We start from the raw sequence: 14582 nt of genomic DNA on the forward strand, positions 1-14582 counted from the left end.
TTTATACTCCTTTTGCTGTTCGCCCTAACTGCCGTCCCGCTCCGCGCAGGCCGCCATCAGGGCCTCCACCAGCGGCTTGTGCCGGTTGTGCCGGTAGTTGCCCGGGTACTCCATGTTGAACTCCAGCTCCAGCGCGGCCCGGCGCTGCTCCACCGGCAACGCCCGGGGCTTCTGGCACACCGCGTAGATGTTGCCCCCGCTCGGGTTGCCGCGGATCTCGACCTTCTCGAAGTACCGGCCCATCAGCTCCCGCAGTGTCTCCGGGGAGTGGAATCGCTGCATGGTCCACACGCCCTTGCGGAACGTCGCGGTGAAGCCGTTCTCGTCCAGGAACTCGATCGCCCGGCGGTAGCGGCCGTTGTTGCGGGCCTTCTTGCCGCTCATACGGCGCTCGACCGAACCGAGGGACCTGGTCCCGGTGAAGAACGTTCCGTCGGCGGCCAGCAGCGAGTTGCAGGCCGTCACCACCGCGTTCTCGAACTCCAGGGAGGTGACCGAGTTGATGACGGAGTCGAGCACGACGACGTCGTACAGGCCGTTCGCGCGCACGTCCCGCTGGAGGTCGCGAATGTGGCTGACGGTCGCGGCGACGTCGAGGGCGTTCTCCTTGCCCTTCGCCTTGACGTGCGGCTCGTACCAGTGGGCGTCCCAGCCCTGGGCCTTGACGCGCTTGATGTAGGCGAGTTCACCGGCGCCGAAGTCGACGACCCGCTGACCGCGGCGCAGCGCCGGCAGGACGTGCTGCTCGTACGTCGTGGACTTGTTGGAGTCGCCCTCGTCGCCGCCCAACCTGTGCATCTGGCACCAGTGTTGGTTGTAGGCGCGGATGCCGAGCTGAGTGTAGTCGTAGACGCCGTAGTCGCCGTCGAGCCACACGGCCAGCTCGTCGGCTTCCTGCACGGACATGCGGTAGCACAGCAGCGGCAGCTTCAGGTCGGAGACGACCACGGCGTAGTCGTTGTTGAGGATGACCCTGCCGGCGGAGTCGGCGACGATGGAGCCCCAGGTGCCGTAGCGGGTGACGAGGCGTCGGATCTCGGCCTGGATCGCCGCGTTGGAGCGGGAGACCGCGGTGACGTCCTCCGGCTTGATCCACTCCCAGCCGTGCGCGTCCGGCTCGGACGGCGGAACCCGCACCTTGGAGCCGTCCGTCTCGACCGAGTTGTGGAGCAGGTTGAACTGGACTTCGTCCTGGGTGGAGACGTGGCCGTCGAGGAGGATCGCGGGCGCGTGGGTCTGGCCGATCGCCTTCAGCGACTTGGTGCGCTGGTGGCCCGCAACGAGGATGCTGTTGCCGTTGACGATGACCGGCTTGATGCACCCGTAGAGCGTCAGCGACTGCTGGAGCCGTTCGAACGCCTCCTCGGACAGGCGCCGCGGGTTGTAGGGCGCGGGCTTGAGGTCGGCGATCGGGTACGACTCGATGAACTTAGGCACCGGCCGACTCCCGCTCGTGCTGGTCTAGGAGGTAGTGCGCGAAGCCCGTGTCGGTGCCGCGGGCCTCGTAGAACGCGGCGTGGACGCTGTCGAGCCGCTCGACTTCCTCCCGGGTGATCTGCACGCGGGTGGTACCCCAGGCGATGTGCCCCCACGCGAGGTGCTCGTCGGCGGTCTTCTCGCCTTCCCGGTCGGTGGTCTCGGCGGCGAGCTGGGAGGGCAGTTCGATGCCGTCGAGGAGTTCGTCGACCGCGTCCTGGTCGTAGCCGGTGCCGTCGAGCGTGGCGAGGCCGGAGAGGATGTCGGCCAGCAGCTCGGTGTCGTACCCGGCCAGGTCCGAGGTGCGGTTGTCGACGATGACGATCTTCGCGGCGTCCTCGTCGTCGACGTCGACCCAGGTCACGGCGATCTGGTCCCAGCCGCGTTCGACGGCGGCATCCCAGGTGTGGTTGCCGGCCAGGATCTCGTTCGGGCGGCCGGTGCGGGTGCCGCGGTTGACGACGATGGGCTTGAACTGGCCGTGCCAGAGCAGGGATTCTGCGACGGCTGCGACGTCGCCGCGCCGCGGGTTGCGGTGGTAGCGGGTCAGGTCGCCGATCGGGACGGCGAGGGGGAGCAGGGAGTCAACGATCCGGTCGATCGGTTCACGCACGGAGCTGGTCCTTCGTAGGCCGATTCCCCGCGCCCTACGTCGAACAGCCTAGACGGTGCTGCCGAGAGTGCGCAGGACACATACAGCCCTCTCACCAGGCGTGTTGACGCCGCTGCGTACGGTGGCGCACACTCGGGGGCGATACGGCGCTCTGGGGGAACACCCAGGTACAAAGGCCGCTCGCGCCCTACCGGTTGTCCGCCGACGCGGAACCGCCGCCAGGGACCTCATGGGAGAAGTATCTTCCCTTGGGAGAGCGAACAAGTCCGGTGCACGATCCGGGCGGGGCACCTTCGAAGGTGTGCCCGCCGCGAACGACCCGAGATCGCACGTCGGTAGGCGTCTCGGCCCGAACCTCCAGCACTCGCACGGGGGTGGGGCCGAGCCTGCCCGCGCTGGACGGCCCCTTCCCCGGGAAGGAAGTCACGCCGGTGGAACCGCTCGGCTGGGCCGCGGCCGCACTGATCATCGTTTACAGCATCAGCAAGATCGCCAAGACCATTCTCCGCGAACTCCGCGAGCTGCTGGAGGAGTTCTCCGCCTTGGAACCCTCGGCGAGGAAAGCTATCGAGTCGGCGCGGAGAATTGCCGCTGGCTGGCGCACTCCTCGGGAGTCCTCGGCTGGGCTGGAGACGACGGTCTCCGTGGGGACCGGCGGGACGGCAGCAGCCGAAACACCCTCCGAGCGTTGACCCAACGCGCCTGTTCACCAGGCGCTTTGACGGGGTAACGCAGTCGGCTTGATACTCGGTGGCGCGCCGGAACGCCACAGTGCCGGGGTGGCCCTCTCCCATCAGCGTGGGGGCCGTGCTCGTTGGGTGATTCTCGCCCGCGCCGGACGCGCGGGGCGGAGAACTTATGCCCTTACCCCGCTCGACGGGGCCGAGTACGAGCAAGACCGCGCCGCCGGTGCCCAGTTGGAGCCCGGCCGCACTTCTGAGCCGCGCCGGCGGGTCAGGCCAGCTTCGTTCCGCGACGCGGGAGGGGGTCGGCCGGACCCGCTTCGCGCGCTGTCGGCCCCTCTCCCCTACCTGGGAGGGGACTCCAGTGGTACAGGCCGATCTTGCCCCGGCCGGTTGGGCGGTGGTGGCCGTCGCCGCGATCGGCGGCGCCGTGTTGGTGGTGGGCGCGCTGTTCGACTTCTTGGCGTTGGTGTGCCGGAAGGCGGCCGTGCTCGCCGGGGAAGTCCAGTCAGCCCGCCGGGCCTGGCGCGCCCTGCGTGGCGCAGGCGACGAAGCTGCCGGTGGCGGCCCTGATGACCTGCGGCAAGGGGACATCGTCGCTGGACTCTCCGACCGGGCGGGTGGTGGCCGCCGCGGGTAGGACTCGCTGCGGGCTGTCGCACGGAACTGGTGCGCCCGGCCGGACGAGAAGAGGTCCGGCCGGGCGGGTTCGGGGGGGGCGGTCTACTCGCCGCGGTCTTCGTCCCGGGCTTCCTGGGGCGTGATCTCGCCGGCGCAGAGGCGGCGGGCGATCTGCGCGCGGTCGTAGGGGCTGCTGTTGCCGGAGGCGAGGAGCCGGGCGGCGGCGGCAAGTCGGGCTTCGGCAGTCTCGGCTCGCCGGAAGAGAGCGTCGAGTTCGGGGTCGGTGATGGTGCTGGCCGTGGGCCGATGCTGTTCGGCCTGGGGCTGGGTGTCGGTCACGCTGTCGGGCTCCGTTCCGGAGGTTCGGGGAGGAGGCCGACGAGACGATACCCGGTACGCCGGGGGCGGCCGGTGCTCGTGGTCGCGGAGGCGTGGAGGGTGTTGAGGAGGATGAAGCGGCGGAGGGCCGAGCGGCGGCCGATGGTCTCGATCTCGGCTCGGTCGCCGTGGACGGAGATGATCCGGATCCGGCGCTGCCCGTCGCCGGGGTGGCACGCCTCGTAGACCTGGTTCCTGGTGACCTGGTGTTCGCTCATCGGTTGTTGCACCTGCACAGGCCGGAGGTGGGGTCGCACCAGGAGTCGCAGGACTTGCACCAGATGGCGCCGGGGACGGGCGGGGTGCGGTCGGGTTCGGTGGTCACGGGGGCCTTCAGCTTCTGGTGGCGGATGCGGAGTGCGAGGTCGAGCAGTTCGCGGTGCTGGGCGGCCTTGGGGTCGGGCCACCGCTGGCTGTACCTGCGGTGCCCGGGTGCGGCGGGCGAGAGCGGCGGTGGGCTGGCTCTCTCCCCTTCGAGGGCGGCCAGGGGGCCGTACCTCTCTCGCATCAGGCGGTCGTACGCCTCGGGGTCGGCCGCGCCGACGGCGGTGTAGGTGCTCATGTTGGTCCTTGGGTGCGCGCAGGCCCGCCCGACGCGGAACGGAGGGGCGGGCCTGTCGTGACGAGCTGGCTGGCTGGCCCTCTCGCGGCGTGCTCATGGGAGCTGCCCGGTTCCGGCAGGTGGGGCGCGGGGGAGTGCCGCCTGCCGGGATCGTGAGAGGGGTGTCACGGTGCACGTCGCCGTGGGGGTGGGTCCGGATGGGGCGGGCTCACCCCCTCGGCGACATGCTGACCGTATCATCAATCTGTCCCCATACAAGTTAGGGGTTTGCGGAGGGCCCGTCGGTCGCCGCCCTCAGCTCTTCGACGGTGCAGCCGTCGAACGGGGTGGTCCCGTATTCGTCGGCGTCCAGGTCGTGGCCGGACTCGTCGAACAGGGCGTCCTGCTTGCCGGCGGAGTACCAGGCGGAGGGTTCCATCTGGAGCCAGTCGGGCCGGTCGGACACGGGATCTCCTCAGGGGGTTGGCGCTGGCCCCCCTGCGGGGGCCGCGAGCTGTCGGCAGGTCAGGCGACGACGAGCTCCGGGGCCTCGTCGACGATCTCAGTGTGCACGGCCTCGCCCTCGGCGGCCTGGGCCTGCTCGGCGATGATCTCGACCATAATGCTGTCGAACGCGGCGTTCAGGTCGGCGGTGCCCTCGGGCTCGCCGGTGGGGGCCTCGGCCTGGTCGGCGCCGGAGTCCTCCTCGGCGAGGTTGGGCGCGGCGCCGGCGGTGGAGACGATGATCTCGCGGGCATCGGCGCGGACCTTGGCCTGGCGCATGGCGAACCGGGCATCCTGGACGGCCTTGCTGACGCGGTCGAGCTGGCCGATGCGGGCCCCGAGCTGGCCGCCCAGCAGGTCGTCCAGCTCCTCCGGGGTCATCTTGGCGATCTGCTCCAGCTCGCCGCGGATCTGCTCGATGCGGTCCAGCAGGTTGCGGGTCGCCCTCCGGGCGACGGTGCGCTCCTCGCGCTGCTCCTCGGTCAGCTCCTCGACCTCGAACATCGAGGGCTGGAGCTCCTGCTCGCGGACCTGGTGGGCGAAGTGCAGGAGGTCGTTCTCGCTCATGGCCTCCTTGCTGTTCTTGCCCTGGATCCACTTCTTGAGGACGGCCTGCTGGTTCTCCACCTTGAGCTGGGAGATGCGGTGGGCGGCGGCCAGGCCGATGTGGCCCTTGGTGAGGTGGTGCTGCACCTCGGGGATCAGGTCGAGGAGCTGGATGCGCATCTTCACGAAGGTCGCGGTCTTGCCGAACATGGCGGCCACGTCCTTGATGGTGAGCTTGGTGCCGTCGTCGTTGCGGTCCTCGGTGATGATGCGGTGGAAGGCCGCGCCCTCCTCGATCGGGGTCATGTCGGCGCGGTTGACGTTCTCGGCGACGGCGCGCCGGAACGCCTTGATCTCGGAGTCGATGTCGATGATCTGGGCCTTGATCGTGGTGAGGCCGGCCGCGGTGGCGGCCCGGTAGCGGCGCTCGCCGAGGATCAGCTTGTACTTGCCCGAACCGATGGGCCGGGCCTCGACGGGGGTGATGACGCCGAACTCCTCCACGGAGGCGATCAGCTCGTTCATCTTCTCCTCGTCGAAGTACTCGCGGGGCTGCTTGGGGTTCGGGAGGATCTGGTTCAGCCGCAGGATCTTGGTGGTGGTCTTGGCGGGGGCCTTGGCGGCGGTCTTGGCGGCGGTCTTGGCGGCGGTCTTGGCGGGGGCCTTGACGGTGGTCTTGGCGGGGGCCTTGGCGGCGGTCTTGGCGGGGGCCTTGACGGTGGTCTTGGCGGTCATGGTGTTGCTCCCATCTCGGTGTGGAGGGTGCTTCCCCCTCCTTGTGTCTTTATTTTATACTCAAACAGGGCGGGGATGCAACATCTGGAGACAAAAAGCCAAGAGGCGTAGACGGAATGCCAAGCGAATTGTCGGCCGTCGGTCAAAACTGACGGTGTGTGAATTCAGCGGCGCACCGTGATTAGGATTCGCCACCTGGGGAAGGATCGCAGCGCCGAGAGATCTCGCCCGTTTGCTGGCTGTCGATAAGGAGAAGGGCGACCAGGGCTCCCCCACCGGCCAGAGGACTTCCGGCCCCGGGCTCCGATTCCACGCCGGAGTGGTGAAGTTCTGCGAGCACGCGCAACACGCTTGCGCTGTCGATCGCCACCGGAAAAGCCCCCCTGTACCGTGCGCGCGAGAGACGGGCCCGGGTCGCGCGAACCCGGCCGGCGCCGCCGTTCAGCGCCGATCCCCACCACCGAGCTGCTCAGACGGCTGTCAGCGGCTGACCATAGCTTGCATGCGTATCAACCTGGGTGTCAATGCGTAAAGCCCTGCCCAGCGATCCGCGAAGCGGATATCGTACCTGTTGCCGATCGCCAACAGAAAACCCTGTGGAAGTGAACACCAGGAGCCTAGGATGAGCACTCCAGCTACCGCCGCCCACCGGCCGTGGAGCTTGGCGGCGAAGCTCGCTTACCTGCGTGCACGCCTCACCAGGGAAGGCGAGAAACCCCCCACCACCAGAGACCTCGCTTCCCGGACCGCAGACGAGCACGGCAAGCCCACGCTCGACCACACGGTGATTCATGCCACCCTCTCCGGGTCCAAGACGAACCCCCCCTCGCGTACGATCCTCGGGCTGGCCGATGCATTCGACTGCCCGCCCGCATTTCTACTGCCAGGGTCGGACGATCTGGTATCGCTGGAGGTTTACGACGACTACGAACAAGTCCGTGAGGCCCTGCGCCTGATCGCCCCCCTTGGCCAGGCAGGAGCCGAAGGACTCCTCCAAGCCGCGCACGCCCTGCGCGCCGCACGCGGTCTCAACCTCCCCGACGCTGACACCCCCCCTGCGGTTGCGGACTCGAAGCCCCGCCCCGGTCGACGGCTCTCACGCGCCGCATCCGCAGAAGCGAGCCGACGAGAGATCAACGGCCCGTTCAGATAGAACCCTCATAGCCTGTGGCGACCTGCACGAATCGAGATCGAACCCGCCGTGGACATCACCACCGCCCAGCTCCGCCCAGCACTGGCCGTCACCTTCGTGGCGGCCCTCGTCGCCTTCTGGTGGGCAATGCGCTGGCGTGGGTGCCGCTGCCAGTTGCACCGCTGGTCGCGCGCCATCACCGCCGTCGGCGGCTTGGTCGCCCTAGTCCTGTCGGTGCCCGGCGTCTACAACCGCCTCGAAACCGTGCTCGGCGTGGAGAACCTGCCGGTGCTCCTGGCGCACCTGGCGGCCCTGGTCTCACTCAGCGGCGTACAACTGCTACTGATCCCGTGGACGTACCGGCCCGGCGCCTACCGCTCGGCTCTCCGGGTCCGTCTCGGGATCGCCGCGGCGGTGGCGGTAGGCGCCGTCGTGTTGTTCTCCTTCGCCAACGACAGCGGGCAGGGCTTCACCGACGCCTACGCCATGGACGACGGCGTAGGCGCCTTCCGTTTCGCTGTCGCCAGCTACTGGGCGCTGGCCGGTACAGCCGTCGCCCGGGACTGCGCGCTGCTCGCCGTCGACAACGGACAGGCGGGCTACCGCTCCATCGCCGCCGGCCAGGGTCTGATCGCCGCCGGGGCAGCATGCTGCGCCCTATGGGGCGTGACGGAAAGCCTGTTCGTCGTTCTCACCCAGACGGCCGGGCGGGCGTGGGCCGCTGGCGTTCAGAGCAGCGTCGGCTCTGTCTTCATCGCGGCCTTCGCCGTGTTCTTGTTCTCGGGGATCACGGCGTGCTCCGTGCCGCTCGCCCGCAGGCGCAGCTGATCTATTCCTGCGGCTCGCCCGCGGGGGGCGGGGGCGGCTGGTTGCGCCACCAGAGCTTCACCCTGCCGGGCTTGAGGGTGCGCACCCCCTGGCCTCCGGGGAACACGTCGACGCGGTAGAGCATCAGCTGTGCCAACCCCGCCTTCGCCTCCACGGAAGCGGAGTTCCACCAGGCGACCAGCTCGGGCACGCTGCCTGTGACCGGAGTGGCGGCCGCGCGCTCCAGGACCCGGATGCGGCGGGCGAGTTCCTTCTGCTGCCGTTTCGCATCCGTCTTGGCCGACTTGGCGGAGCTGGCGGTGATCTCGTGGCGCAGCACCATGCCGGCGAGCGAGTCGACTCCTGCGTTGAGGTCGTCCAGTTCCTTGCGGAGTTCGGCGGCCAGGGTCCGGGCGTCCTCCCGGGCGTCCTCCAGGTCCCGCTGGGTGGCGGGCAGGCTGAGTCGCGCGACGAGCTGTTCGCCGAGGTGGTCTTCGAGGAGCTGGGCCGAGATCCGGACTCGTCCGCACGTGCCGGGCCGGTCGGCCCTTGGCGCCGCGGAACAGCAGTAGCCCGGATGGCCGGAGTTCGTTCGCAGGCCGTGGAAGTAGGCGCCGCACAGCCCGCACACGACGAGGTCGCTCGACCCGTACACGTACTCGTAGGCGTCGGTGGCCTCTCCGCCGGAATCGCTGCTCTTCTTCTTCGCGTCCTCGGCGTCCCGTTCTTCCAACTGGGCGAACTGCTCCGGAGTGAGGATGCGGGGGTGGCCGGCGTCGACCAGGCTTCCATCGGGCTCACGCTTGAGTCCGGCGATCGCCGGATTGCGGAACAGCCGGGCGACGGTCTGCCCGGTGAACTCGGCACCCAGGGAGCCGACCAGGCCCCTGCCGTGCAGGTACGCCGCTGAGGCGGAGAAGGGGCCGCCGTTGATCCGCAGCAGTGCCGCTTCCAGCAAGGCGTCCGCTTCCTCGCCCAGCAGGCCGCTCTTCGCCACGTCGCTGAACCCGAAGATTCTCGGTGCCACCGTATCCTCCATCAAGCCCTCGACGTGATGGAGACTCTTGGAAGAGTCTCCATCACGTCGAGGGCATCACACATCGCCTGATGAGACATGCCCTTCGACGCCCAAGAGCTTCCAGAGCGACGCCGTGAGCACGCGACGCGAGCCGCCCACGGTGATCACGTCCAGCGGGAAGTTCCCATTCCGGATCGCCTCGTACGCCGTGTTCGGCCCAGTCCCGAGCGCACGGGCTGCGGTCACCACGTTGATGGTCACCGGCAAGCCCAGGACTTCCTGCAGCGTCATGCCGCGTTCCGTCCGAGCGCCGCCATTGGCCTTGTTGTCGATCTTCATCCCAGTCAGTCGCGTTCTCCCCCGCGCCAACCGTGGTGCCCAGCGTACCTGCGACGGCAAGGCCGAGGAAGGTGACGACGGGCAGTTAACGATAACGCGAAACAGTGAAGGATTCACAACCCCGAAACCGCATCGCGTCCTAGGCGAACATCGCCAAAAGCCATGCGACGCAATGGTGTTACGTGTACAAGAAGTGAAAAATAAGGCAGAATAGAACACAGATTCGAGTGACTGTCCGTGGCAGCCCACGGCAGCAAGGAAGCGTCACGAAGGGGCAAGGCTGGAACGCATGGGGGCAAGGCGCGGACAAGTGTCCACGGTGCACACCTACAAGCGATGCGGCTGCGTGGGCCCGCTCATCCGGCGGCGAGGCGAACAAGCCGGACAGCCCATCTTGGACAAAGATGGGAACCCCCAGGTCGGCAGGCTCGACACGGCCTGCACTGAACTCTCCAAGAACGGCCACGGGACCTGGTACTACTCCCTCCGTCTCGTGCAGGAGAACGGCGAGGAACCGATCCGGCTCCGCAAGGGCGGCTTCCCCACCCAGGCCAAGGCCAAGGAGGAGGCCAAGAGCGTCTGGGACGACCACGACGCCGGACTGGACGTCACCGTGGAGGAGACGTTCGGTGACTATCTGTTGCGGTGGGCCGGCGAGAAAGAGGACGTCGCCCGCACTACGATCTCCAAGTACCTGGAACACATTCGATACCACATCGCCCCGGCGATCGGCCGCGTCGAACGGCGGGCGATCCGCAAGTCACACCTTCTCCAGGTGTTCGCAGCGATCAAGGACCGGAACACCACGATTCTGGCGCACCACGAGTACGTTGCGCACCTCACCGTCGAATGCGAGCGAAAGCGAAAGGCGTGGCGGGAAGGCATCCCGTCCAACCGTCAGGTGCTGCGCGCCTCCTGGCACGAGGCTCGGGAGCTTCTGGCCTCCGAACGCAAGCGGAAGCGCCGCGTCACCGGCCTTGAAACCCAGAAGCGCATCCTGGCCACCCTGTCCTCGGCCATAGCCGATGGCGTCCGCGCGGAAGAGTTCCGGCGGAACTGGGCCGACTTGGTCAAGCTCCCCAAGTCGAGCCCGCCCAAGCCAATGCTGTGGACTCCAGCCCGTGTCGCCCGGTGGCGCGAGACCGGCAAGATCCCCGGCCGGGTGATGGTGTGGACGCCCGAACTCACCGGCGCGTTCCTCGACTTCGTCGCCGACGACAACCTCTTCGACCTGTGGCACTTCATGGCTCTGCGCGGCCCGCGCCGCGGTGAAGCGTGCGGCCTGTCGTGGTCGGAAGTCGACCTCGACAGCCTGACGGTGACCATCAACTCCCAGGTCGTCTCGGTCAACGGCGAGTTGTGCGATGCCACCCCCAAGGCGGACTCGGAGCGGATCCTCAGCATCGACTCCGAGTCGGGGCGCCTGTTCGAGAGCCGCCGCGTCCTCCAGGTGCAACAGCGCGCCACCGCGGGCAAGGCATGGCACGACACCGGGAGGGTCTTCACCCACGAGGACGGCACCGGGTACCACCCCGACTACCTGACTCACCGCTTCAAGGACCTCGTCGCGGCTTCCGGGCTGCCGCCGATCACCCTTCACGGGCTCCGCCACGGCGCGGCGTGCATCGCCCACCTCGGCGGCTCGGACATGAAGGAGATCTCCGACCAGCTCGGCCACTCCGCCATTCAGATCACGATGGACACCTACACCAACATCCTCCCCGAGGCGCAGAAGGCGCGTGCCGAGGCCGCCTTGGCGGTCGTCCCCCGCGCCGGCCAGGTACCCGCCGCTCCGGACCCCGCTGCCGTCTCTGTCCCGGCCACTCCTGCCGCACCGCCGGTTCCGGCAGTGCCCGCACCTGCGCCCGATCAGGTGCCGGCGTTCAACCCGGCGGCCCCGGAACTCCGTCCGGCGGGAGGCGGACGGCTCGCCACTCTCCGGCGGGTCCGGGCGAAGCGAACGGAGCAGGTTCTCGTCGGGGTCTGACCCGGGCGGATACACAGCGGGGCGACGGCCGAGTAGCCGTCGCCCCGCTGCCGTTGCTGCCGTCAGCGCCGCACGTACTCGCGTTCCAGGTGCTCTAGCTCCGCGATCCACAGCTTCTCGTCGTCGCCCTCGCGGAGGAAGGGCTGCTGCCGGGCCAGCGTGAAGAAGCCGCTGGACGGCCGGTCACGGCCCTTCAACACGACCACCGCGGAGAGCATCGGCTTGGCCCCGTCGCTGTGGAGGCGGGTGCAGTCTTCCAGCAGGTAGGGCATCGGCCCGTCGTGGGCAGGGACATTGTGGCGCTGCTTGGCCAGCAGCTCGCTGAGGTGCGAGTAGTACAGCGGGCGGAAGGGCTGGGCCACCCAGTCGAGGAGGATCTGCTCCATCGCGCTCAGCGCGGCTTCGTACTCCTCGTCGCCACGTCGCATGGCTTCTCTCCGTCCGCTCGCGGGTGCTCTGCTGCTCAAGCATGCCGGTCGCGCCGGGTTCCTGACGCGGGTTCATCCGGATCAGCCGTCGCCGACCGAGCACCGCTCGGTAGCGGGCCATGGGAGAGGCCGCTCCGGCAATCGTTCCCCCACTGTTCCCCCAGGAGGGGGAATTCGGTGGCAGGGGCTGCGCCCTGGGCCCGGTCTTCCCCTATGATCTGCGCGGGGGCCGAGGATTCTCGCTGGTCAGGGGGCCTACTCAGCTGACAGATGGTCAGCGGCCGAGGTAGGGCGGGTGGGACTCGAACCCACGACCAAGGGATTATGAGTCCCCTGCTCTAACCGGCTGAGCTACCGCCCCCCGACTCGACCCGCCGGGGCCGACGACGCGGTCCTGGCAGCAGCAGACGGCCACTCGGGCCGTCCCCGGCAGCATAGCCGGTCGATCACCCGTGGTGCGCGCCGGGGGCGCATCCGGGTACGCACGGTCCGGCACCCGTCCGAGCCACCGCCGCGCCCCCTTCCGGCCCCTTCCCGGTGCGGCCCAACGGCGGTGGCGGGCCGCCCGTCGGCGGGGGAGGCTGGACCCTCGGGTCGGCACGAGCGGGAGCGGGTGGCCGGGATGGAGCGGTCCGTGGGTGCGGCGGTGTCGGCCGCCCTGCCGGCGCTGGCGGCGGCCGACTGCGGCTCCTCCGGGGACGGCGGGCCGGGCCCGTCCGGCGGCCCGGTCTCGCCGCCCTCGCCGGTCCCGGCCACGCTGTCCTCCGGCGGCCCCGCCGCGGCCGCGCGGGGCTGGAGCCGGGAGCGGCTGCGCGCGAGGCTCGACAAGCACCGGGGCACCACCCGGACCGCCGCGCCGAGCCCGTTGAACAGCCGGGTCGGCGCGGTGTTCGCGCACGGCGCCGACGGCGACCACTTCTGCACCGCCAGCGTGGTGGACGGCCCGGGCCGGAACCCGCTGATCACCGCCGTGCACTGCCTGGTCGAGCCGCGGACCGGCCGGACCCGCACCGACCTGGCGTTCGCCCCCGGCCACCGCGGCGGTGACACCCCGTCGGACGTCCGGCCGCTCGACGCGGTGACCGTCGACCCGGCCCGGCGCCGCAGCGGCGCCCCGGACGCGGGCGTGGCCTTCGCGACCGTGCGGCCGCGGGACGGGCGGCAGGTGCGGGAGGTGCTGGGCGGCAACCTGCTCGGCACCGACCAGGGGTGCGCCCTGGAGGTGGAGGTCACCGGCCACCCGAGCAGCACCGACCGGCCGATCACCTGCGGCGACGCCACCGGCGAGCAGAGCCCCACCCAACTGCGGATCCACTGCCCCGGCCACACCACCGACACCTCGTACAGCGGTTGCTTCGGCTCCCGGCTCCGGGAGCTGTACGAGCAGGCGTCCGGCGGCTCGTGACGTCCCGTCGGCTCCCCGGCCGGGCCCGGCCCCGGACCGCCCCGCGGACGCCCGGGGACGGCCCGGGGAGGGCGGTTGCCCGGCCGGCGCGGACCCTGGTAGATCTTGCTGCGACCGCCGCCCGGCGCCCCGGGCGGGCCGCCGAACGGAAGCGAGCGCCGGTGCCGCGCACCTCCCCCAGCCCGCGGCCGTCCGGAGCGGGACCGTCCGGAGCGGTCCCGTTCGCGGCCGGTGCGCTGGCGCTGCTGCTGGCCGCCACCGGCTGCGGCTCCGCGGTGCGGTCCGCCGTCGCCCCGGAGCGGTCCGCCGTCCCCGCCCCGGCCGGCCCGGCGGCCGACCGGATCGGCGCGCTGTTCCTCGACGGCCCGGACGGCGCCCGGGTCTGCACCGCGGGCGTGGTGCACAGCCCGGGCCGGAACCTGCTGATCACCGCCGCGCACTGCGCGGCGCCCGGCGGCGTCCCGCTGGACGGCCTGGTGTTCGTCCCCGGCTACCGGGACGGCCGGACCCCGCACGGGACGTGGCAGGTCACCGGGGTCACCGTCGCCCCGGGCTGGGAGGCCGGGCAGGACGAGGACGAGGACGTCGCCTTCCTCACCGTCGGCCCGCTCGACGGCCGGCAGGTCGAGGACGCGGTGGGCGCCGACGCGTTCGCCGCCGGTCTCGCCCCCGGGCAGGAGGTCACCGTCACCGGCTACCCCAACGAGGACGACGCCCCGATCACCTGCCGGGCCCCCGGCACCGCGCACGGCAGCGCCCAACAGCGCTTCGACTGCGCCGGGTTCACCAACGGCACCAGCGGCAGCCCGTGGGTCACCGACGACGGCCGGGTGACCGGGGTGATAGGGGGCTACCAGGAGGGCGGCGACACCGCCGACACCTCGTACAGCGTGGTCTTCGGCGCGCAGGTCGACGGACTGTACCGGCGGGCCGCCGGCTGAGGGCGGTCGCCGGGGTGCCGGGGGCGGGTCCGGGGAACGGGACCGGAAAACACGAGGGCCCCCGGCAGCACCGGGGGCCCTCGCTCTGTACCGATCACCGCGACTTCCGGTGAAGCTCCCCCAATTGGACTCGAACCAATAACCTGCCGATTAACAGTCGGCTGCTCTGCCAATTGAGCTATGGGGGACCGCGCTCCTCCAATTGGACTCGAACCAATAACCTGCCGATTAACAGTCGGCTGCTCTGCCAATTGAGCTATGGAGGATCGTACTTCCGCCGCCAGCACCCCGCCCGCCGGATCGCTCCAGCCCTGCGGTGCTCGCTGCGGGTCATACATTAGCGCACTCAGGGGGGTGTTCCGCCAATCGCTTTGCCCGGACCCGCTCCCCCACCTCGGCCCCGTCCCGCGGCAGGCCGGTCCGGCGCG

At 70.0% G+C, this 14582-nt stretch carries 17 protein-coding genes and 3 tRNA genes; 7 read left to right on the top strand and 13 right to left on the bottom strand.

The window, feature by feature from the left end; all coding sequences use genetic code 11:
• Positions 1-24: 24 nt before the first annotated feature.
• Both ABD345_RS02195 and ABD345_RS02200 read right to left on the bottom strand, forming a co-directional pair.
• Positions 25-1437 (bottom strand): ParB N-terminal domain-containing protein, encoded by a 1413-nt coding sequence (locus ABD345_RS02195; protein ID WP_344549946.1) that lies wholly within the window; start codon positions 1435-1437, stop codon positions 25-27.
• Positions 1430-2089 carry a ParB/RepB/Spo0J family partition protein gene (locus ABD345_RS02200; protein WP_344549947.1) on the bottom strand — a complete coding sequence of 220 codons (660 nt, stop codon included), beginning with the start codon at positions 2087-2089 and terminating at the stop codon, positions 1430-1432. The genes ABD345_RS02195 and ABD345_RS02200 overlap by 8 nt, the downstream gene beginning before the upstream one ends.
• A gap of 431 nt (positions 2090-2520) precedes the next feature.
• Between ABD345_RS02200 and ABD345_RS02205 the strand changes: the two genes are divergently transcribed.
• Both ABD345_RS02205 and ABD345_RS02210 read left to right on the top strand, forming a co-directional pair.
• The gene (locus ABD345_RS02205; protein ID WP_344549948.1) at positions 2521-2781 is read left to right on the top strand and encodes a hypothetical protein; all 261 of its coding nucleotides are present in this window, start codon (positions 2521-2523) and stop codon (positions 2779-2781) included.
• Positions 2782-3136: 355 nt separating this feature from the next.
• Positions 3137-3412 carry a hypothetical protein gene (locus ABD345_RS02210; protein WP_344549949.1) on the top strand — a complete coding sequence of 92 codons (276 nt, stop codon included), beginning with the start codon at positions 3137-3139 and terminating at the stop codon, positions 3410-3412.
• Between the two features lie 83 nt (positions 3413-3495).
• Here ABD345_RS02210 and ABD345_RS02215 read toward each other — a convergent pair whose 3' ends face one another.
• The 5 genes from ABD345_RS02215 to ABD345_RS02235 form a co-directional block, all read right to left on the bottom strand.
• The gene (locus ABD345_RS02215; protein WP_344549950.1) at positions 3496-3732 is read right to left on the bottom strand and encodes a hypothetical protein; all 237 of its coding nucleotides are present in this window, start codon (positions 3730-3732) and stop codon (positions 3496-3498) included.
• Positions 3729-3989, bottom strand: a complete 261-nt coding sequence (locus ABD345_RS02220) for a hypothetical protein (protein WP_344549951.1) — start codon at positions 3987-3989, stop codon at positions 3729-3731. Before ABD345_RS02220 ends, ABD345_RS02215 begins: the two co-directional genes overlap by 4 nt.
• Positions 3986-4333, bottom strand: a complete 348-nt coding sequence (locus ABD345_RS02225) for a hypothetical protein (RefSeq protein ID WP_344549952.1) — start codon at positions 4331-4333, stop codon at positions 3986-3988. The genes ABD345_RS02220 and ABD345_RS02225 overlap by 4 nt, the downstream gene beginning before the upstream one ends.
• A 259-nt stretch (positions 4334-4592) precedes the next feature.
• Entirely contained in the window at positions 4593-4778 is a 186-nt protein-coding gene (locus ABD345_RS02230; protein ID WP_344549953.1) for a hypothetical protein, read from the bottom strand.
• Between the two features lie 59 nt (positions 4779-4837).
• Positions 4838-6097 (bottom strand): ParB/RepB/Spo0J family partition protein, encoded by a 1260-nt coding sequence (locus ABD345_RS02235; protein ID WP_344549954.1) that lies wholly within the window; start codon positions 6095-6097, stop codon positions 4838-4840.
• 622 nt (positions 6098-6719) lie between these two features.
• Between ABD345_RS02235 and ABD345_RS02240 the strand changes: the two genes are divergently transcribed.
• On the top strand, positions 6720-7250 hold the full coding sequence (locus ABD345_RS02240) for a hypothetical protein (protein WP_344549955.1): 531 nt from the start codon (positions 6720-6722) through the stop codon (positions 7248-7250).
• Positions 7251-7298: 48 nt separating this feature from the next.
• Positions 7299-8057, top strand: coding sequence for a hypothetical protein (locus ABD345_RS02245; RefSeq protein WP_344549956.1), 759 nt, complete (start codon positions 7299-7301; stop codon positions 8055-8057).
• A gap of 1 nt (position 8058) precedes the next feature.
• On the opposite strand, the gene ABD345_RS02250 is transcribed toward ABD345_RS02245, so the two are convergent.
• The gene (locus ABD345_RS02250) at positions 8059-9063 is read right to left on the bottom strand and encodes a recombinase zinc beta ribbon domain-containing protein (protein ID WP_344549957.1); all 1005 of its coding nucleotides are present in this window, start codon (positions 9061-9063) and stop codon (positions 8059-8061) included.
• A 66-nt stretch (positions 9064-9129) separates the two neighbouring features.
• The gene (locus tag ABD345_RS02255) at positions 9130-9393 is read right to left on the bottom strand and encodes a DNA-binding protein (protein WP_344549958.1); all 264 of its coding nucleotides are present in this window, start codon (positions 9391-9393) and stop codon (positions 9130-9132) included.
• Positions 9394-9703: 310 nt separating this feature from the next.
• On the opposite strand from ABD345_RS02255, the gene ABD345_RS02260 reads away from it, so the two are divergent.
• Positions 9704-11380, top strand: coding sequence for a tyrosine-type recombinase/integrase (locus ABD345_RS02260; RefSeq protein ID WP_344549959.1), 1677 nt, complete (start codon positions 9704-9706; stop codon positions 11378-11380).
• Between the two features lie 62 nt (positions 11381-11442).
• On the opposite strand, the gene ABD345_RS02265 is transcribed toward ABD345_RS02260, so the two are convergent.
• Both ABD345_RS02265 and ABD345_RS02270 read right to left on the bottom strand, forming a co-directional pair.
• Positions 11443-11808, bottom strand: coding sequence for a hypothetical protein (locus ABD345_RS02265; RefSeq protein WP_344549960.1), 366 nt, complete (start codon positions 11806-11808; stop codon positions 11443-11445).
• Between the two features lie 287 nt (positions 11809-12095).
• A tRNA-Ile gene (locus ABD345_RS02270) sits at positions 12096-12169 on the bottom strand.
• Between the two features lie 261 nt (positions 12170-12430).
• Here ABD345_RS02270 and ABD345_RS02275 point away from each other — a divergent pair.
• Positions 12431-13213: a trypsin-like serine peptidase gene (locus ABD345_RS02275; RefSeq protein WP_344549961.1), complete on the top strand. Its 783-nt coding sequence runs from the start codon at positions 12431-12433 to the stop codon at positions 13211-13213.
• Between the two features lie 161 nt (positions 13214-13374).
• The gene (locus ABD345_RS02280; protein WP_344549962.1) at positions 13375-14154 is read left to right on the top strand and encodes a trypsin-like serine peptidase; all 780 of its coding nucleotides are present in this window, start codon (positions 13375-13377) and stop codon (positions 14152-14154) included.
• A 115-nt stretch (positions 14155-14269) separates the two neighbouring features.
• On the opposite strand, the gene ABD345_RS02285 is transcribed toward ABD345_RS02280, so the two are convergent.
• Positions 14270-14342, bottom strand: a tRNA-Asn gene (locus tag ABD345_RS02285).
• A 5-nt stretch (positions 14343-14347) separates the two neighbouring features.
• Positions 14348-14420, bottom strand: a tRNA-Asn gene (locus ABD345_RS02290).
• Positions 14421-14582: the final 162 nt, after the last annotated feature.

Source organism: Kitasatospora saccharophila (assembly GCF_039529925.1).
Classification (GTDB): Bacteria; Actinomycetota; Actinomycetes; order Streptomycetales; family Streptomycetaceae; genus Kitasatospora; species Kitasatospora saccharophila.